Genomic DNA, 20,085 nt, shown 5'->3' with positions numbered 1-20,085 from the left:
CATAAAAATAATCAGAACATCAAAGGTGCAACTATGAGAAAAATAGTGGCCATAGCCGTTATTTGCCTGACGGCTGCCTCTGGCCTTACCACCGCTTACGCTGCACAACTGACTGACGATGAAGCGGGACTACGCATCAGACTGAAAAATGAATTACGCAGGGCTGACAAACCTAGTGCTGGCGCGGGAAGAGACATTTACGCGTGGGTACAGGGAGGATTACTTGATTTTAATAGTGGCTATTATTCTAATATTATTGGTGTCGAAGGCGGGGCATATTATGTTTATAAATTAGGTGCTCGTGCTGATATGAGTACCCGCTGGTATCTTGATGGTGATAAAAGTTTTGGCTTTGCCCTGGGGGCAGTAAAAATAAAACCCAGTGAAAATAGCCTGCTTAAATTAGGTCGCTTCGGAACAGATTATAGTTATGGCAGCTTACCTTATCGTATTCCGTTAATTGCTGGTAGTTCGCAACGGACATTGCCGACTGTTTCCGAAGGAGCATTAGGTTACTGGGCTTTAACGCCAAATATTGAATTGTGGGGAATGTGGCGTTCACGAGTATTTTTATGGACCGATTCAACAACCGGTATTCGTGATGAAGGGGTTTATAACAGCCAGACGGGAAAATACGATAAACATCGCGCACGTTCTTTTTTAGCCGCCAGTTGGCATGATGATACCAGTCGCTATTCTCTGGGAGCATCGGTACAGAAAGATGTTTCCAACCAGATACAAAGTATTCTCGAGAAAAGCATACCGCTCGACCCGAATTATACGTTGAAAGGGGAGTTGCTCGGCTTTTACGCGCAACTCGAAGGCCTAAGTCGTAATACCAGCCAGCCCAATGAAACGGCGTTGGTTAGTGGACAATTGACCTGGAGCGCGCCGTGGGGAAGCGTATTTGGCAGTGGCGGTTATTTGCGTCATGCGATGAATGGAGCCGTGGTGGACACCGACATTGGCTATCCCTTTTCATTAAGTCTTGATCGTAACCGCGAAGGAATGCAGTCCTGGCAATTGGGCGTCAACTATCGTTTAACCCCGCAATTTACGCTGACATTTGCACCGATTGTGACCCGCGGCTATGAATCCAGTAAACGAGACGTGCGGATTGAAGGCGCGGGTATCTTAGGTGGCGTGAACTATCGGGTTAGCGAAGGGCCGCTACAAGGGATGAATTTCTTTCTTGCTGCCGATAAAGGGCGGGAAAAGCGCGATGGCAGTGCGCTGGGCGATCGCCTGAATTACTGGGATGTGAAAATGAGTATCCAGTATGACTTTATGCTGAAGTGAGAAAAAAAGCCGGAGTGAAAATTCTCCGGCGTTTCAGATTGTTGACAAAGTGCGCGTTTTTTATGCCGGATGCGGCGTAAACGCCTTATCCAGCCTACAAAAGCTCATAAATTCAGGATGTTGCAGGAAAAGGTAGGCCTGATAAGCGTAGCGCATCAGGCAATCTCTGGTTTGTAATCAGACGAATACGCCGGAGTGAAGATTCTCCGGCGTTTTGGTCGTGAATTACTGCTGCGGAATTGCCGGTACAGCCGGAACGTTAAGAGCTGGCATCGCAAACATGCCAACAAAATCTTCTAACGACATTTTCTGTCCGTTTAACGTGATCTGACCGTTAGCATACTGCAGGCTGGTGGTGATGGTATTGTCCTGCAAGGTGGTCAGACGGAACATCTGCCCCATTGCTGATGCACCTTCAACTTGCTGTTTCGCCAGTTTTTTCGCTTGATCTTCCTGATATCCTTCCAGCTTCGCTACCTGAGTCATCAGCTCAGTTGCCATATCCACCGGAATGGTCAGTTTCGCATCCAGAGATTTGACCGAGCGGTCCACTTCCTGTGCCAGCGTTTGCGGCGCTTCTTTAGTCGTTGCCGGATCTTTCAGGAACAGCGACAGATTCAGCGCACTTTCACCCTGACTGTTTTTCCAGCTCAATGGTGCGATAGTAATCACCGGATCGCCTTTCAACATCAGCGGCAGGGCGCTAAAGAAGGCTTCCGTCACTTTCTCCTGATAAAGTTCAGGATTGTTGGCAATTTCTGGCTGTGCCAGCAGCGCCTGAGTTTGCGCGTTATATTGCTGGCTAAACTGATGCCAGGCCTCGCCATCAATCTGGCCGACTTTTAAGGTCAGCTTGCCACTGCCCAGATCCTGATTCTGTACCTTCAGGCTATTTAGCGAGTAATCCAGTTGGCTATTGATCGTTTTACCGTCATTGACCAGATCCGATTTACCGCTGATCTCCATGCCTTCCAGCAGTGCCAGTTCTTTGCCTTCCACTGAAATGGTCATTTTTTCCAGCGACAGTTTTTGGTTACCTACGCGCTCACCAAAACTTGCCAGCGTGCTGGAACCGTCAGTTTTCAGATTATTAAAGGTCAACTGTACTTTCTGGTTATACTCATTAACCGCATCCACCCGACCGCTTTGTGCTTCCCCGGACAGGGAGATGGCTTTGCCGTCTCTGTCAGCATTTAACTGGAACTCGCCGCCGCTAAAGGCGACCTTTTCATCCTTTTGCTCGTAATTCAGTGGCTTGAGTGAAATATCGGAACTGGAATCACCGCTGTAACCAATGCGGGAGTTAATCTCAAAAGGCGTTTCACCTTTTGCCATATCAAACAGTGGCTTGCTTACTTCGTTATTGACCAGCGTGGTTTGAATTGATGCCATCGACGGAATCAGGTTCAGTTTTTTAAGCTGGGCAAGGGGGAAGGGACCATGATCAACCGATTCGTTGAAGATGACGCTCTGACCGCTTTTAATCCACGGATTTTCTTTCCCGGCAATGGGTTTCACCACCAGTTGCAACTGGCTGCTGAATACGCCGCGATGATAGTTTTGATAACTTACTTCCAGGTTGGATTCAGGAGCTGTCAGTTTGAGTTGCGCGTTTGCCTGCGCGACCATGTCTTCGAGATGGGTTTCAATCTTCTTGCCTGTGTACCATGCGCCGCCTGTCCAGACTACGCCGAGCGCAACAATGACGCCTACCGCTACCAGCGATTTATTCATAATGATTATCCATAAAATAAAATCAGGCGGACTGGCCGCCTGAAGGTGTTATAAGCCTTTAATAAGCTTAGCAAGAGATGTTAATTTTTTCAGTAAGCTCTTACAGCTTGTTGTAAACACGGGCTAAACGGCCGTGGCCTTTGACCGTCACCGGTGACTCGTTGGCGGCAATAAACGCTGATTCACCCGGTTTAAGCTGTAACTGCTGAGAACCTTTACACAGCGTTGCATCGCCCTCGACGCAGAACAAAATGGCGGCACTCTGCTGGCTGATGGTGGTTTCTTGATCGCTAAGGTCATGCAGCGAGAAGGCAAAATCATCCACCGGAATCGGGAAGTCCAGCTCTGAGCCTTGTTTCACCGGCTGGGTCAACAACTGGTTGGCCGGTTTGGCTTCAAACTTCACGTTGGCAACCAGCTCCGGAATATCAATGTATTTAGGCGTCAGACCTGCACGCAGCACGTTATCGGAGTTCGCCATCACTTCTAATGCCACGCCTTGCAGGTAAGCGTGCGGTGTTTCAGCGAACAGGAACATCGCTTCGCCAGGATTCAATTTCACGACATTCAGCAACAGCGGGGAGAACAGACCGCTGTCATCCGGGTAAAATTCAGAAATTAAACGAATCGTTTGCCACGGTTCGCCCTGCTGACTGTCGAGCGCCGATTTCAAAATCGCCAGCGCGCGGGATTTCTCTTCACCCTGCATATTTAACAGGCTGGCAAACAGTTCGCTTAAACGTTCGGCATTGGGCTGCTGCAAAAAGTGAGCAATGGCCGGATGTGCGCCCGCGACGGGCTGAAGCAGGGAGACGATGTCGGAAAACTCACGAAACGCGTTCATCGCGAGGAAAGGGGTCAGGGCGAAAACCAGCTCAGGCTTGTGATTAGGATCTTTATAGTTACGCTCGGCGGCATTCATCGGAATACCTGCGGCATTTTCTTTGGCAAAACCGATTTCAGAATTGCGTTTGTTTGGATGCACCTGAATGGAGAGCGGCTGGGCTGCGCATAATACTTTGAACAGGAAAGGCAACTCGCCAAAGCGTTTGGCAACGGCATCTCCCAAAAGAGTCGCTTTATCACTCTCAATCACATCACGCAGTGAAACGATATCTCCTGCGGCATCGTGCACACGTGAACTGCTCTTTGGATGCGCGCCCATCCACAACTCGGCCATCGGCTGGCTGGACGGATTTTCCATGCCATAAAGTTCAGTCAACGCCGTTTTGCTGCCCCAGGCATAGTTTTGCACTGAGTTAATGAGTTTTTGCATGATCAATCCCTGTTTAAATGTGGAAATTAATCTCGCTATTAAAGCAAGAATCCTACGGGAAGTAACCTGGAGCCGCAAAAAGTCGTACTAGTCTCAGTTTTTGTTAAAAAAGTGTGTAGGATAATGTAACTCGCTTTTAACAGGGCAATGGAACACCCGCCCAAAGCATAACCAAACCAGGCAGTAAGTGAGAGAACAATGTCAAACAAACCCTTTCATTATCAGGCTCCTTTCCCACTCAAAAAAGATGATACCGAGTACTACCTGCTGACCAGCGAATATGTCAGCGTATCTGAATTTGAAGGGCAGGAGATTTTGAAAGTTGCACCAGAAGCGTTAACTCTTCTGGCGCGTCAGGCGTTTCATGATGCGTCATTCATGCTGCGTCCGGCCCATCAACAGCAGGTAGCCGATATTTTGCGTGACCCGGAAGCCAGCGAAAACGACAAGTATGTGGCACTGCAATTCCTGCGAAACTCCGATATCGCCGCAAAAGGCGTTCTGCCAACCTGCCAGGACACCGGCACCGCGATCATCGTTGGTAAAAAAGGGCAGCGTGTATGGACCGGTGGTGGCGACGAAGCGGCGCTGGCGCGCGGTGTCTATAACACTTATATCGAAGATAACCTGCGCTACTCGCAAAACGCGCCGCTGGATATGTATAAAGAGGTGAATACCGGCACCAACTTGCCAGCGCAGATCGATCTTTATGCCGTTGATGGCGATGAGTACAAATTCCTCTGTATCGCCAAAGGTGGCGGTTCGGCAAACAAGACGTATCTCTATCAGGAAACCAAAGCGTTACTGACGCCGGGGAAACTGAAAAATTACCTGGTTGAGAAAATGCGCACACTGGGTACGGCGGCGTGTCCTCCATATCATATTGCGTTCGTTATTGGCGGAACTTCTGCGGAAACTAACCTTAAAACGGTGAAACTGGCTTCCGCTAAATACTATGACGAACTGCCAACGGAAGGGAACGAGCACGGTCAGGCGTTCCGCGATGTGGAACTGGAAAACGAATTGCTGATTGAAGCGCAAAATCTCGGTCTGGGCGCGCAGTTTGGCGGGAAATATTTCGCCCATGACATTCGAGTGATTCGCCTGCCACGCCATGGCGCATCCTGCCCGATTGGTATGGGCGTCTCTTGTTCTGCTGACCGTAATATCAAAGCGAAGATTAACCGTCAGGGGATCTGGATCGAAAAACTGGAACATAATCCTGGCAAATACATCCCTGAAGAACTGCGTAAAGCGGGGGAAGGCGAAGCGGTACGCGTTGACCTTAACCGTCCAATGAAAGAGATCCTCGCACAGTTGTCGCAGTATCCCGTTTCTACACGCTTATCGCTTAACGGCACGATTATCGTCGGTCGTGATATCGCTCATGCCAAACTGAAAGAGCGGATGGATAACGGTGAAGGGCTGCCACAGTACATTAAAGATCATCCAATTTACTACGCGGGTCCGGCCAAAACGCCGGAAGGTTATGCCTCCGGTTCTCTTGGCCCAACGACTGCCGGACGTATGGATTCTTACGTCGATCAACTGCAAGCGCAGGGCGGCAGCATGATCATGCTGGCGAAAGGTAACCGCAGCCAGCAGGTGACGGATGCCTGTAAAAAACATGGTGGTTTCTATCTCGGCAGTATCGGCGGGCCTGCGGCAGTGCTGGCGCAGGGGAGTATTAAGAGTCTGGAATGTGTTGAATATCCGGAACTGGGAATGGAAGCCATCTGGAAAATCGAAGTGGAAGATTTCCCGGCGTTTATCCTGGTGGATGATAAAGGAAATGACTTCTTCCAGCAGATACAACTCACGCAGTGTAGCCGCTGCGTGAAATAAGCAGAGCCGCCCTTCGGGGCGGCTTTTTTACATGGCACGAAATACCAAACATTTGTTATCAAATAGTAAATAATGAGTGAGCTAAAAGTTGCTTAACGAAAGCAAAACAGAAAGAAAAAATTAATCAGGTGAGGAGCAGGCCATGAAAACAGTACGCAGCGAAAAAGATTCGATGGGTGCGATCGATGTCCCGGCAGATAAGCTGTGGGGCGCACAAACTCAACGCTCGCTGGAGCATTTCCGCATTTCGACGGAGAAAATGCCAACCTCACTGATTCATGCGCTGGCGCTAACCAAGCGCGCAGCGGCAAAAGTTAATGAAGATTTAGGCTTGCTGTCTGAAGAGAAAGCGAGTGCCATTCGTCAGGCGGCGGATGAAGTACTGGCGGGGCTGCATGACGACGAATTCCCGCTGGCAATCTGGCAGACCGGCTCCGGCACGCAAAGTAACATGAACATGAACGAAGTGCTGGCTAACCGGGCCAGTGAATTACTCGGCGGCGTGCGCGGGATGGAACGTAAAGTTCACCCTAACGACGACGTGAACAAAAGCCAAAGTTCCAACGATGTCTTTCCGACGGCGATGCACGTTGCGGCGCTGCTGGCGCTGCGCAAGCAACTCATTCCGCAGCTTAAAACCCTGACACAGACGCTGAGTGAAAAATCGCGTGCATTTGCCGATATCGTCAAAATCGGTCGAACCCACTTGCAGGACGCCACGCCGCTGACCCTGGGGCAGGAGATTTCCGGCTGGGTAGCGATGCTCGAGCATAATCTCAAACATATCGAATACAGCCTGCCTCACGTAGCGGAACTGGCTCTTGGCGGTACAGCGGTGGGTACTGGACTAAATACCCATCCGGAGTATGCGCGTCGCGTGGCGGACGAGCTTTCGGTCATTACCTGTGCGCCGTTTGTTACCGCACCGAACAAATTTGAAGCACTGGCGACCTGTGATGCGCTGGTTCAGGCGCACGGTGCGTTAAAAGGATTGGCGGCGTCACTGATGAAAATTGCCAATGACGTCCGCTGGCTGGCTTCCGGTCCACGTTGCGGCATTGGCGAAATCTCAATCCCGGAAAATGAGCCGGGCAGTTCAATCATGCCGGGAAAAGTGAACCCAACGCAGTGTGAAGCGTTAACCATGCTTTGCTGCCAGGTGATGGGGAATGACGTGGCAATCAACATCGGCGGCGCTTCTGGTAACTTCGAACTGAACGTCTTCCGTCCGATGGTGATCCACAATTTCCTGCAATCGGTGCGCTTGCTGGCAGATGGCATGGAAAGTTTTAACAAACACTGCGCGGTGGGAATTGAGCCAAATCGCGAGCGTATCAACCAACTACTCAATGAATCGCTGATGCTTGTGACCGCGCTAAACACCCATATTGGCTATGACAAAGCTGCGGAGATCGCCAAAAAAGCGCATAAAGAAGGGCTGACCTTAAAAGCTGCCGCCCTTGCGCTGGGCTATCTTAGCGAAGCCGAGTTTGATAGCTGGGTACGACCAGAACAGATGGTCGGCAGTATGAAAGCAGGGCGTTAATCTGCAACATACAGGTGCAGCCGGGGAATGATCAAACGAAGCGGCTGCGCCTGGGGTTTAAAACGATGCTGAACATTGTCGGCATCGTAATTTAACAGCTCACCAACGTCTGGCATGCCTGCGCCATTATCCCGATTAATCAGCGCGATAAGCGGTGTCGGGCAGGCGTGCTGAACTTGTTTTTGATCCCCCTTGTACCAGACACGGGCAATTGGCTGAACCTTCACCGGACGTTTGATTTTTAACTTCGCGTCCTGTGGCAGGGCGGCAATATCCTGATACTCGCGTTCCAGTTTTCCCTGCCACTCCTCGCGCGTCCACGGTGCAACGCTACGTGGTGATTTCAGGCTCTTTTCCAACTGCGCCAGCACCTCATCACGATGCAAATTTTTAATGATATGTTTATTCGCCCAGCCAAAACGTAAAGTGGCGGGGTCGTGCAGAACGGTGAGCGTGCGATAAGCATTAAGGGTAATCAGCCCCGGCAAATGACGATGTACCCATTCAAAACGCGCTGCCGTAGGCAGTTCTGACTCAACCGTGACGATATGTTCGAAAGTGGTTTTAAGTTGATTGATGCGCTGTATATGACTTGCCAGCGCCGTTTGTGAAAGGTTATCGACCTGATAGCACAACACGCCAGGCAGACGAACAGCCGCCTTGCTGCTGCGATTTTCGGACTGTTGTTGAATAAACAAATGGCGGAAATGACGTAGTGCCAGCGCCTGCGCTTCTTTCCCGAGATGTTGCTTAACCTCAATGCGATTAAGCGGATTATGCTCATCCTCCTTTTTGACCTCCGGTAACGAGAACACGCGGGCAACCAGCAACTTGTGCTGTTCAAGTTCAGCGGCAAACGCTGCCAGTTCTTGTTCCATCTGGCGAAAAGTCGTATTGAGTCGGTCAACAAGATCGTAACGGGCCATAAAATTACCACTTTAGTTACAACATACTTTATTTATAGCACATTGACGACAACTTAACCACCGTGCGTTTGGTGTCAGGCAGAAGTGAATTGCGGGATGTTGTGCCACAGTGGCCAGCTGAACGAGAAGCGGGCGCCCCCCAGTTCGCTGGTGTCACAATTGACCGTACCGCCCATTGCCAGAGCGATGGAGTGGACAATCGCCAGCCCCAGCCCACAGCCACCAGTTGCACGGTCCCGGCTGGGATCGAGGCGAACAAAGGGTTCAAAGATATGCTCGCGATTTTCTGCCGCAATTCCCGGACCATCATCTTCAACAATCAATGTTGCTCTGTTTCCTGCCAGTAGCAGGCTGGTTTCAACGGTTGAATGGCAGTAGCGCAGGGCGTTGTTGAGTAAGTTATCCAGCACGCGCTCCATTAAGCGCATATCCAGTGCCGCGTAATTACCTGGCGTGATCGTTTTTATCCGTACCGTTTTGTCGGGGGTTACGGCCTGAATATCTTGCAGATGTGTTGACAGCCACAACGGCAGGTCTGGTTCGCTAAGATGCAGTTCATTTTGTGGGCGATCGAGCCGGGCATAAGTCAGCAGTTCTTCAATTAAGGCTTCCAGTTGACTGATATCGCGATTCAAGGCCTGGGACTCTATGGCGTTCAGGTTGTCGCTCATCTCCAGCCGATAACGCAGGCGCACTAATGGCGTTCGCAGTTCATGGGCAATGCCATCGATAAGCTGCTTTTTACTGGCAATCAACGCGTTGATATTGTCCGCCATCTGGTTAAACGCCACGCCAAGTCGTTCAAAGCTTGAACCATCATCAAAGTGAATACGTTCATTGAGATGCCCATCGCCGAATCGTTGCGACGCCGCTTCCAGTTTTAACATGTCTTTCCAGTGCGGACGCATCCAGATAAACACCGGAAAGGCGAGGGAGATGGCAATAAAGGCGATCAGCACGATATCCAGCAAACGCATTTGATGGAGGAAATAAAGATAAGGAACGGGACCCACGGCAAGCACGTAGTGGCTGCGCGGGATACGCTGTAAAAAAGTGTACTGATCATCCAGAGCAACAATCTCTCCGCCACGCAATCGGTGCATGGCGTTATTATCGAGATGATATTTACTCAGCGGCTCGACGCGCAGATCGAAAGAGAGATTTAAATCCATCTCCTTCAGCGTTTTTCCCCAGTCGTGCGGAGGGATCTCGCGTAATTCGCTACGCATCAGATACAGCGAACTGTTCATCAAATCATCCAGTGACTGTTTGCCCGCGCGTTCGGCGGTAAATTTGTACACCAGCCCAACCAGCAGAGACATCACCAGAAAGCAGACAAACAGCAAAAGATAAAACTGGATAAACAGTTTTTTCATCGCTTATTCCCACGCATGAGGCGCAAAAAGATAGCCTTTGTTACGCACGGTTTTAATGCGGTAGGGTTCGGCAGCGTTATCGAGCAGTTTTTTTCGTAACCGCGAAATAGCTACATCCACGCTACGATCCAGCCCGTCATAACTGACGCCGCGTAAATTCTTCAGCAACGCATCGCGGTCCATAATTTGTCCGGCATGGGTAGCTAATTCCCATAACAATTCAAAATCAGCCGTCGAGAGTGAAATCTCATGGTTAGCAAGTGTCACTACGCGGTTGATGGGGTCGATAGTTAACGTACCGAAATGCAATGGTTTGTAAGGTGTCAGAGACGTTTCCTGAATACCTTTGGTCAGCGTCGCTTGTTCGTTCTGGCGCAAATGTAAACGTAAACGCGCCAACAGAACAGCGGGGGGCGTTGTTTTGAGAATATAGTCGCAGGCGCCCATTTCCAGCGCCAGAATGTGGTTCATATCGCTATCGAGAGAGGTCAGCAGAACAATCGGCCCGGACCACTTTGCGCGTAAATCGCGGCAGATGGACATTCCGTCTTTGCCAGGCAGCATGATATCGAGCAGCACCAGATCCGGATTTTCCCGCAGAATTGTCTCTTCGGCATGGTCGCCGCGCGGTTCCACGGTAACCTGCATATCATGCTTTGCCAGGTACGCAGCAATCAGTGAACCGACTTCTGTGTCATCTTCCACAAATACGATAGTGTTCATATTATTCACGGCAGATATAAAAACGTCACAATACACCGCGCTGATTTTACTTACTATCAATCGTTTCTAAACAAGGTTGCATCGGGTATTCTACAGATAACTTGTTATGGAAGTGTTAAGGTAAAAAATGGGGCTGGTAATCAAAGCCGCGCTTGGTGCGCTGGTGGTGGTGTTGATTGGTGTATTAGCAAAAACGAAAAATTACTATATCGCCGGGCTGATCCCGCTTTTCCCGACCTTTGCGCTTATCGCGCATTATATTGTTGTCAGTGAACGCGGCATTGAAGCTTTACGCGCCACAATCGTTTTCAGTATGTGGTCGATTATTCCCTATTTTGTTTATCTGGCGTCCTTGTGGTATTTCACCGGAATCATGCGCTTGCCCGCTGCTTTTGTGGGTTCTGTTGCGTGCTGGGGGTTAAGCGCATGGGTGCTAATTATTTGCTGGATGAAGCTGCATTAACGCAAATGACGGCCGCCATCAAGCGGGAAACTGCGTCCGGTTACAAAGCAACTGGTGAGTAAGTAATCGACAAGATCGATAACTTCTTTCTCACCAGGCGCGGTTTTCATCAGTGATTTATTCAGCGCCTGTTGGCGATATTCGGCATCATCATGCTCGTTAAACAGGATCAGCGATGGTGCAATAGAATTCACTTTCACTTCCGGTGCCAATTTGCGGGCAAACGAACGGGTCATATTATCCAGTGCCGCTTTGCTTGCAGCATAGGCAATATGTTTGTCGCTTCCGCGCTCCACCACATAATCGGTGAAGTGAATGATATCGCTGGCGGCGTGTCCGTGACCGCGCAGTAATCTTTCCAGCGCATGGTTGAGCAGGTAAGGGGTATTAACATGGATCTGCATCATGCAGGCCAGAACATCAGTCAGTGGCGTACCTGGTTTTTCTGCCATCCACGCACTGGCGTTATGCAAAATGGCACGCAGGCCGTGGGTGGTTTTTAACACTTCATCGGCAAACGCCATCACGCCGTCGTTCGTTGAAAAATCAGCCTGAATACACTGCGCGCCCGCATTAATCAGTCCATCAATGGCAGGATAGTGCGTTCGATAGCTGACAATCACCGGTTGCTTTTGATGAATGAAATGCCAGGCGAGAGCGAGGCCGATACGACGGCCTCCACCAGTGATTAATATTGGCAAGGGCTGGGTTTTCCCCATCGTTAATCTCCTTTGCAAGCATACGATGGGACGAACGTTATCCCACCAGCATCCAGGTTGCCGGAACTGCGGCAATTAACAGCATGCCAATCAGCACCATTTCCTGACGATTCAGTACATTATCATGTGTATGCGTTTTACGCGCGTACAGGAAAACCAGCAGCCCTGGCGCATACAGAACGACGGACAACAACAGGTGCATTGGGCCCGAAGCGTATAATAACCATAAGCCATAAATGCAGGCACCGACACCTACCGCTTTATGCAGCGGACGAGTAGCGATTTTCAACAAGAACGCGCCAACCAGGAAATAGGGCACCAGAATCATTTCTGAGGCGATGGTCAGCAACGTGTTGTAATCGGAACCAGTCAGCCAAATCAGCACCAGACAAATTTGCACGCAGATGTTGGTCAGCCACAGCGAGGCAGACGGCGCTGCTTGTGCATTCTGGCGCGCAAAAATACGCGGGAATGCCTTATGGGTAGCTGCCAGGAAGGGGACTTCTGCCGCCATAATGGTCCAGCTTAAATACGCGCCACAAACAGAAACGATCAATCCGGCAGCGATGATAATCTCGCCCCACGGCCCCATCATTTTCACCATCAGACCGGCCATAGACGGGTTACGAATCTCAGCCAGTTCAGGACGAGCAACGACCCCCAGCGAAAGCAGCGTGACCAATAAATAAACGCCCAGTGCAGAAAGCACCGCCAGAAGCGTTGCTTTGCCAACATCATGTTTATTCCGCGCCCGTGAAGAAACAACCACCGCACCTTCCACACCAATGAATACCCACAGTGTGATTAGCATGGTGTTTTTCACCTGTTCCCATACTGGCACGCCAAGCGCAAGGCCTGTAAAGTCGAGCTTGAAGGTGTCCAGTTTGAACATCATCATCGCCAGCACAATAAACAAACCAAGCGGCAATAATTTTGCCAGTGTCGCCACCAGGTTAATGCTGGCGGCGGTTTGTACGCCGCGCAGAATCAAAAAGTGAACAATCCACAACAATGCCGATGCACCGACGATCGATTGCCAGGTATTACCATCGCCAAACAGGCGTAGTTCCGGCGTATCGGTGAAGAAACTTAATGCGGAAAAGACGATAACCAAATAAGAGACGTTGGCGATAACCGCACATAGCCAGTATCCCCATGCGGAGCAGAAGCCGATTAACTCGCCAAACCCCTCCCGTGCATAGGTAAAAATACCGCCGTCAAGGTCGGGACGAATGCGTGTCAGGATCAGCATGGCAAAGGCCAGCAATAAGATGCCAGCGCCAGTAATACCCCAGCCGATGAGCAGTGCTGCCGGGCTGGCAACCGCCGCCATATTTTGCGGCAGACTGAAAACACCCGCGCCCAGCATTGAGCTTAATACCAGCGCGGTGAGTGCGCTCAGTCCCAGTTTCTTTTCCATCGATATCCAGTATTTAAAACGTGTTCAGAAGAATAAATATTAGGGCAAAACGCATAAAAATGGTGAATGCCACTAAAGCGCGGGATTTTACGAAGAGAAGTGGCGGCATGCAATGGTTGCGGGAAAATTTGTAGCTAAAAATCTGAAAGGCGGCATAAAGCCGCCTTAATGTGATACTGAATAGTTATTTATTTATACAGGTCTGCACTGATGGTCAGGTTGTTACCACGTTCCTGCCACTGGCGGGTGATGTGGTAATACTTAGCACCTTTCTTCGCGGCACGTTTAGCAACCTGGTAGGAGACTTCGGTCATGTTGCCGTAGTTACCCGAGAACTTAATGCTATCGAACGGGACCATCATTGCTGCGGTCGCTTTGTTTAATTCTTCTACTTTTGTGCCGTCAGGAAGCGTGACAGTGTAACGTCCGCCTTTTGAGGACTGAGTTTCAAAGAAACGACCAACTTCAGCACTTGGTGATGCAGTGGTGGCAACCCCCGGGATTTCAACTTTCTTCGCGGCTTCGCCACCTGCGGCCAGTGCCGCGCGACCAGCATCAGAATCCGCAGGGATCACATCCGGGCTCTGGACGATGCGTTTTTTAGCATCTTGTTTGTAGATGAACGCAGTAATACGCTGGTTGCCGCCCTGGTTGGCATCTATCTGGCGAACGATGTAGTAAGAGTAGGCACCTTTCGCTTTTGCTGCTTTGGTGATGGCATCGTTCACTTCCGGTTGGCTGCGGAAGAAGCCCTGGACGGTAACGGTGTCATACGGTTCGATCAAAACAGCCTGGTCTTTAGGCAGTTCAATAACGCCATTAAAAACGCGATTCTTATCAGCTTCTGCTTTTTCAGCATCGGCTTTATAAAGATCGGCAACTACACGCCAGTTACCGCTGTTACCGAAATCTGAAGTGTCGACAACATAAAAAGAGGCGGCGCCTTCTTTATCAGCGCGACGGGAAACGGCTTTAACCGCTTCGCCAATGGCATTAAAACGACCGGTAACCACTACACGGTCAAAAGGTTTAACCGCTGCCGCTTGCTCCGGTGTCAGTTCTGTTGCTGCGTTAACGGAAAATGCCGTAGCAGAAAGCAGTGCCGACGCCAGGAGGGTGTTCTTAAGCTTCATAAAAATAATCCTTCGCCTTGCGCAAACCAGGTACTGGTATTGTTATTAACGAGAAACGTGGCTGATTATTGCATTTAAAGTGTGTAACTGTCTGCGTGATTTTTTCATATCAGACTTCTTGATTTGATTTTAAATCTGATCGAATGAGCGTCCGTGCTTAAAAAATAGCCACAATAACAGAAGAATGACTGAACTGGCTGAATTGTATAAGTTAATTTAATGTTAACCGGTGGCTGGCGTCGGTGATATCTCATGTTTTAGCTGATTATCAAAGACAATTATCGCCCATTATCCTGTGTTCTATGGTGTTTATCCCGCTATCAAGGCTGAATCGTTAATATTTTGCGAGTTCACGCCGAAATACTGATTTTTGACGCTAGATCACAGGCATTATTTTCAGTACGTTATAGGCGTTTGTTACTAATTTATTTTAACGGAGTAACATTTAGCTCGTACATGAGCGGCTTGTGTATCAAAAACACAGGCAAACCATCATCAATAAAACCGATGGAAGGGAATATCATGCGAATTGGCATACCAAGAGAACGGTTAACCAATGAAACCCGTGTTGCAGCAACGCCGAAAACAGTGGAGCAGTTGCTGAAACTAGGTTTTACCGTCGCGGTAGAGAGCGGCGCAGGTCAACTGGCTAGTTTTGACGATAAAGCGTTTGTGCAAGCGGGCGCCGAAATTGTAGAAGGGAATAATGTCTGGCAGTCAGAGATCATTCTGAAGGTCAATGCGCCGTTAGATGATGAAATTGCGTTACTAAATCCGGGAACCACGCTGGTGAGCTTCATCTGGCCCGCGCAGAATCCGGAGTTAATGCAAAAACTCGCGGAGCGTAACGTGACGGTGATGGCGATGGACTCTGTACCACGCATTTCTCGCGCGCAATCGCTTGATGCGTTAAGTTCGATGGCGAATATCGCCGGCTATCGCGCCATTGTTGAAGCGGCTCATGAGTTTGGGCGTTTCTTTACCGGGCAAATCACTGCAGCAGGTAAAGTGCCGCCCGCAAAAGTGATGGTGATTGGTGCGGGTGTTGCTGGTCTGGCCGCCATTGGCGCAGCAAACAGCCTCGGCGCAATTGTGCGTGCATTTGATACTCGCCCGGAAGTGAAAGAACAAGTTCAAAGTATGGGCGCGGAGTTCCTCGAGCTGGATTTTAAAGAGGAAGCAGGTAGTGGCGATGGTTACGCCAAAGTGATGTCGGAAGCGTTCATCAAAGCAGAAATGGAACTCTTTGCCGCCCAGGCAAAAGAGGTCGATATCATTGTGACCACTGCGCTTATTCCAGGCAAACCAGCACCGAAACTGATTACCCGTGAAATGGTTGATTCTATGAAGTCGGGTAGTGTGATTGTCGACCTGGCATCCCAAAACGGTGGTAACTGTGAATACACCGTGCCGGGTGAAATATTCACCACGGAGAATGGCGTCAAAGTGATTGGCTACACCGATCTTCCTGGTCGCCTGCCGACGCAATCCTCACAGCTTTACGGCACCAACCTTGTCAATCTGCTGAAACTGTTGTGCAAAGAGAAAGACGGCAATATCACGGTTGATTTTGATGATGTGGTGATTCGCGGCGTGACTGTGATCCGTTCTGGCGAAATTACCTGGCCGGCGCCGCCGATTCAGGTTTCAGTCCAACCGCAGGCAGCACAGAAAGCGGCACCTGATGTTAAAACCGAAGAAAAATGCGCCTGCTCACCGTGGCGTAAATATGCGCTGATGGCGCTGGCAATCATCCTTTTCGGCTGGTTGGCAAGCGTAGCACCGAAAGAATTCCTCGGGCACTTTACCGTTTTCGCGCTGGCCTGCGTCGTAGGTTATTACGTGGTGTGGAATGTCTCCCACGCGTTGCATACGCCGCTGATGTCGGTTACTAACGCGATTTCAGGGATTATTGTTGTCGGAGCTCTATTGCAGATTGGCCAGGGCGGCTGGGTTAGCTTCCTTAGTTTTATCGCGGTGCTTATCGCCAGCATTAATATTTTCGGTGGCTTTACCGTGACTCAGCGCATGCTGAAAATGTTTCGCAAAAACTAAGGGGTAACATATGTCTGGAGGATTAGTTACAGCTGCATACATTGTTGCCGCGATCCTGTTTATCTTCAGTCTGGCCGGGCTTTCTAAACATGAAACGTCTCGCCGTGGTAACAACCTCGGTATTGCCGGGATGGCGATTGCGTTAATTGCAACTATCTTCGGGCCGGATACTGGCAATGTTGGCTGGATCCTGGTTGCGATGGTCATTGGTGGCGCGATTGGTATCCGTCTGGCGAAGAAAGTCGAAATGACCGAAATGCCGGAACTGGTGGCGATCCTGCATAGCTTCGTGGGGCTGGCGGCGGTGCTGGTTGGCTTTAACAGCTATCTGCATCATGACGCGGGAATGGCACCGATTCTGGCCAATATTCACCTGACGGAAGTGTTCCTTGGCATCTTTATTGGTGCGGTAACCTTTACCGGTTCGGTTGTGGCGTTCGGTAAGCTGTGCGGAAAGATTTCGTCTAAACCGTTGATGCTGCCAAACCGCCATAAAATGAACCTGGCTGCATTGGTCGTTTCCTTCCTGCTGTTGATGGTGTTTGTTCGTACCGATAGTGTTGGCTTGCAGGTGCTGGCATTGCTGATAATGACCGCTATAGCGCTGGTCTTCGGTTGGCATTTGGTGGCTTCCATCGGTGGTGCAGATATGCCAGTGGTGGTGTCGATGCTGAACTCCTACTCCGGTTGGGCGGCGGCAGCGGCGGGCTTTATGCTCAGTAATGACCTGCTGATTGTGACCGGTGCGTTGGTCGGTTCGTCGGGCGCGATTCTTTCTTACATTATGTGTAAGGCGATGAACCGTTCCTTTATCAGCGTCATTGCGGGCGGTTTCGGCACTGATGGTTCCTCTACCGGCGATGATCAGGAAGTGGGCGAGCACCGCGAAATCACCGCAGAAGAGACGGCGGAGCTGCTGAAAAACTCGCACTCAGTAATCATTACTCCTGGGTACGGCATGGCGGTAGCGCAGGCACAGTATCCGGTCGCAGAAATCACCGAGAAACTGCGCGCCCGTGGTATCAATGTGCGCTTCGGGATTCACCCGGTTGCGGGCCGTTTGCCAGGGCATATGAACGTGTTGCTGGCGGAAGCGAAAGTACCGTATGACATCGTGCTGGAAATGGACGAAATCAACGATGACTTCGCTGATACCGATACCGTACTGGTGATTGGTGCCAACGATACGGTTAACCCGGCGGCACAGGACGATCCGAAGAGCCCGATTGCTGGTATGCCTGTTTTGGAAGTGTGGAAAGCGCAGAACGTGATTGTCTTTAAACGCTCGATGAACACCGGCTATGCTGGCGTGCAAAACCCGCTGTTCTTCAAGGAAAACACCCACATGCTGTTTGGTGACGCCAAAGCCAGCGTGGATGCAATCCTCAAAGCTCTGTAACCTCAACGGCCTCTACGGAGGCCGTCACTCTTTATTGAGATCGCTTAACAGAACGGCGATGCTTTGACCTCCCGCTGTTTGTTCAAGCGCAATTTTGACAATAATTGTCAACGGCACGGAAAGCAGCATACCCACCGGTCCTAACAGCCATCCCCAAAAAATCAACGACAAAAATACTACCAATGTCGAAAGCCCCAGCCCACGCCCCATGATGCGCGGCTCCAGAATATTGCCGAAGACCAAATTAATCAGCAGATATCCAGCCAGTACAAGTAACGCCTCGTAGAAACCATTAAACACCAGTACCTGAGCGATAGGGGGAATCGCTGCCAGCACTGAGCCAATATTGGGTATGTAATTAAGCGCAAAGGCCAGCAATCCCCAGACAAAAGCAAAGCGAACATCCAGTGCAGCGAGCATCGCCCAGGCGACCAGTCCGGTGATGATGCTGATAGCCGTTTTTAGTACCAGGTAATGCGACACACTGTCAATCGCGCGCTGAATTGCCGCCATTCCTTCAACCGGACGCGCCATCATTTGCTGGAGTTTACCGGGCAGTTGCGGCACTTCGAGCAGCATAAACAACACCGTCAGCAACAATAAAAATATTGACGACATGGCATTAGATAACTGAGTCAGTAAGTTGGTGAGCAACGTCATTGCCGAGTTCGGATCAATGTAATGAGCCAGTTGGTCAACTGAGACATCAATCCCCACGCGCTGTAATAAAGGTTCCAGAGCCTGCAGGGGTTTTATGATTGAGCTGCGATACTGTGGCAAAGTGCGGGTCAGTTCATTGAGTGTTGAACCGAGATAGGCCAGCATTAACACCATCGCCATCACGATAATGGTCATCAAAATTGACACCGCCAACACGCGCGGCACTCGCCAGCGAACCATGCGTTGTACCAGCGGGTTAAGAATTACCGCGATAAATAGAGAGAGGATAAAGGGGACGATGATATCGGCGGCAAACCGGATACCGCACAGAATAATGACCAGCATTCCCAGCATAATGACGATTTTTAAGCCATTGAGCGTGATGATCGGCTTTGCCATGTTTATCCTCGTTTTTTCTTCCTTCGCTAATAATATTTTCTTTTTTGCTGCGGCATTATAACGAAAATCAAACCACTCAGGTAAAGAAGTGAAAATGTTTTGAGTTAATTCTTAAGCTATGATACAAATCAGACGTGTTCAACTACCGAGGACAATTATCATCCGCGATGACGAGAAGCAACACTGCGGATAATTGTAATTTTATGGACAATTTGTTCAGGACGTTATTTTCTACATTTACCCATTTTCGTACCTCATCCACTATCTTGCTCGCAGGTGAGCAGCACTGGCGCAACGCGCTTTAGTCCTTTCTTCTGCCGAAGCTTACGCTATGCGCTAGGCTTGACCTCTTTACTTTCGCTGAATTAAGCGAATATTAAAATAATTCTCTTGCAGGAGAAGGGTAATGTATTTTTATTGGTTTTTATTAGGTTTGGCTATTGCCACAGAAATTACCGGCACGTTATCTATGAAATGGGCTAGCGTCAGTGATGGAAACAGCGGGTTTATTTTAATGCTGGTGATGATTTCTCTGTCATATATACTTCTCTCTTTCGCCGTTAAAAAAATTGCGTTAGGCGTAGCCTATGCGCTGTGGGAAGGTATCGGTATTTTATTTATTACGCTGTTTAGCGTTCTGTTATTTGATGAAAGTTTATCGCTGATGAAAATTGTCGGGTTAACAACTCTGGTTGCCGGGATTGTATTGATCAAATCGGGTACACGTAAAGTGCGTAAATCTACGCTGGAGCAGAATCATGGCTCAGTTTGAATGGATTCACGCCGCCTGGTTGGCACTGGCGATAGTGCTGGAAATTATTGCTAACGTCTTTTTGAAATTTTCTGATGGCTTTCGCCGTAAAGTCTATGGCTTGCTGTCGCTGGCGGCGGTACTTGCTGCTTTTAGTGCACTATCCCAGGCAGTGAAAGGGATCGACTTGTCAGTGGCGTATGCGCTGTGGGGTGGGTTTGGTATTGTCGCCACATTAGCAGCAGGTTGGGTCCTGTTTGGTCAGCGGTTAAACCGCAAAGGCTGGGTTGGTCTGGTCCTGTTGTTAGCCGGAATGATCATGGTGAAACTCGCCTGATGTTTATGCTGCCCGTATTTTCGG

17 protein-coding genes are annotated in these 20,085 nt (G+C 49.8%); 8 read left to right on the top strand and 9 right to left on the bottom strand.

What is annotated here, in order from left to right:
* Positions 1–33: 33 nt before the first annotated feature.
* Positions 34–1,299 carry a glucuronide uptake porin UidC gene (gene uidC, locus FEK47_RS01025; RefSeq protein WP_135487749.1) on the top strand — a complete coding sequence of 422 codons (1,266 nt, stop codon included), beginning with the start codon at positions 34–36 and terminating at the stop codon, positions 1,297–1,299.
* A gap of 225 nt (positions 1,300–1,524) precedes the next feature.
* On the opposite strand, the gene FEK47_RS01020 is transcribed toward uidC, so the two are convergent.
* Positions 1,525–3,033: a YdgA family protein gene (locus FEK47_RS01020; protein ID WP_135487750.1), complete on the bottom strand. Its 1,509-nt coding sequence runs from the start codon at positions 3,031–3,033 to the stop codon at positions 1,525–1,527.
* A 100-nt stretch (positions 3,034–3,133) separates the two neighbouring features.
* Positions 3,134–4,309, bottom strand: a complete 1,176-nt coding sequence (manA, locus tag FEK47_RS01015) for a mannose-6-phosphate isomerase (RefSeq protein WP_130258957.1) — start codon at positions 4,307–4,309, stop codon at positions 3,134–3,136.
* A 198-nt stretch (positions 4,310–4,507) separates the two neighbouring features.
* Here manA and fumB point away from each other — a divergent pair, with 198 nt between their 5' ends.
* Together fumB and fumC are read left to right on the top strand one after the other, a co-directional pair.
* On the top strand, positions 4,508–6,154 hold the full coding sequence (fumB, locus tag FEK47_RS01010; protein WP_130258958.1) for a class I fumarate hydratase: 1,647 nt from the start codon (positions 4,508–4,510) through the stop codon (positions 6,152–6,154).
* Between the two features lie 142 nt (positions 6,155–6,296).
* The gene (fumC, locus tag FEK47_RS01005; RefSeq protein ID WP_135405875.1) at positions 6,297–7,700 is read left to right on the top strand and encodes a class II fumarate hydratase; all 1,404 of its coding nucleotides are present in this window, start codon (positions 6,297–6,299) and stop codon (positions 7,698–7,700) included.
* Here the strand turns inward: fumC and tus are convergent.
* The 3 genes from tus to rstA all read right to left on the bottom strand — a co-directional run bounded on the left by tus (position 7,697) and on the right by rstA (position 10,725).
* Complete coding sequence (tus, locus tag FEK47_RS01000) at positions 7,697–8,626, bottom strand: DNA replication terminus site-binding protein (RefSeq protein ID WP_130219049.1); 930 nt, start codon at positions 8,624–8,626, stop codon at positions 7,697–7,699. The genes fumC and tus overlap by 4 nt on opposite strands.
* A 74-nt stretch (positions 8,627–8,700) precedes the next feature.
* Complete coding sequence (gene rstB, locus FEK47_RS00995) at positions 8,701–10,002, bottom strand: two-component system sensor histidine kinase RstB (RefSeq protein WP_135487751.1); 1,302 nt, start codon at positions 10,000–10,002, stop codon at positions 8,701–8,703.
* A gap of 3 nt (positions 10,003–10,005) precedes the next feature.
* Positions 10,006–10,725 carry a two-component system response regulator RstA gene (gene rstA / locus FEK47_RS00990; RefSeq protein ID WP_130209325.1) on the bottom strand — a complete coding sequence of 240 codons (720 nt, stop codon included), beginning with the start codon at positions 10,723–10,725 and terminating at the stop codon, positions 10,006–10,008.
* Between the two features lie 127 nt (positions 10,726–10,852).
* Between rstA and FEK47_RS00985 the strand changes: the two genes are divergently transcribed.
* A complete protein-coding gene (locus FEK47_RS00985) occupies positions 10,853–11,188 on the top strand; it encodes a GlpM family protein (RefSeq protein WP_130209323.1) in 336 nt (111 codons plus the stop codon).
* Here the strand turns inward: FEK47_RS00985 and folM are convergent.
* From folM to ydgH, 3 genes are all read right to left on the bottom strand, one after another.
* Positions 11,185–11,907, bottom strand: a complete 723-nt coding sequence (folM, locus tag FEK47_RS00980) for a dihydromonapterin reductase (RefSeq protein ID WP_135405877.1) — start codon at positions 11,905–11,907, stop codon at positions 11,185–11,187. The two genes, FEK47_RS00985 and folM, sit on opposite strands and share 4 nt — an antisense overlap.
* 37 nt (positions 11,908–11,944) lie before the next feature.
* On the bottom strand, positions 11,945–13,327 hold the full coding sequence (locus tag FEK47_RS00975) for an amino acid permease (RefSeq protein ID WP_130209319.1): 1,383 nt from the start codon (positions 13,325–13,327) through the stop codon (positions 11,945–11,947).
* A 188-nt stretch (positions 13,328–13,515) separates the two neighbouring features.
* On the bottom strand, positions 13,516–14,460 hold the full coding sequence (gene ydgH, locus FEK47_RS00970; RefSeq protein WP_130209317.1) for a DUF1471 family protein YdgH: 945 nt from the start codon (positions 14,458–14,460) through the stop codon (positions 13,516–13,518).
* Positions 14,461–14,982: 522 nt separating this feature from the next.
* On the opposite strand from ydgH, the gene pntA reads away from it, so the two are divergent.
* Both pntA and pntB read left to right on the top strand, forming a co-directional pair.
* Complete coding sequence (gene pntA, locus FEK47_RS00965; protein ID WP_135385941.1) at positions 14,983–16,515, top strand: Re/Si-specific NAD(P)(+) transhydrogenase subunit alpha; 1,533 nt, start codon at positions 14,983–14,985, stop codon at positions 16,513–16,515.
* Positions 16,516–16,525: 10 nt separating this feature from the next.
* On the top strand, positions 16,526–17,914 hold the full coding sequence (gene pntB, locus FEK47_RS00960) for a Re/Si-specific NAD(P)(+) transhydrogenase subunit beta (protein WP_130219057.1): 1,389 nt from the start codon (positions 16,526–16,528) through the stop codon (positions 17,912–17,914).
* Positions 17,915–17,938: 24 nt separating this feature from the next.
* Here the strand turns inward: pntB and tqsA are convergent, their stop codons facing one another.
* Entirely contained in the window at positions 17,939–18,973 is a 1,035-nt protein-coding gene (tqsA, locus tag FEK47_RS00955; protein WP_135385943.1) for an AI-2 transporter TqsA, read from the bottom strand.
* A 406-nt stretch (positions 18,974–19,379) separates the two neighbouring features.
* Here tqsA and mdtJ point away from each other — a divergent pair, with 406 nt between their 5' ends.
* Both mdtJ and mdtI read left to right on the top strand, forming a co-directional pair.
* Positions 19,380–19,745: a multidrug/spermidine efflux SMR transporter subunit MdtJ gene (gene mdtJ / locus FEK47_RS00945; protein WP_130219059.1), complete on the top strand. Its 366-nt coding sequence runs from the start codon at positions 19,380–19,382 to the stop codon at positions 19,743–19,745.
* Complete coding sequence (gene mdtI, locus FEK47_RS00940) at positions 19,732–20,061, top strand: multidrug/spermidine efflux SMR transporter subunit MdtI (protein ID WP_130219061.1); 330 nt, start codon at positions 19,732–19,734, stop codon at positions 20,059–20,061. Before mdtJ ends, mdtI begins: the two co-directional genes overlap by 14 nt.
* Positions 20,062–20,085: the final 24 nt, after the last annotated feature.

This window comes from Escherichia sp. E3659 (assembly GCF_005781135.1).
GTDB lineage: Bacteria > Pseudomonadota > Gammaproteobacteria > Enterobacterales > Enterobacteriaceae > Escherichia.
Note: the sequence above shows the minus strand (reverse complement) of the source record. Positions and strands in the feature narration are given on the sequence as shown.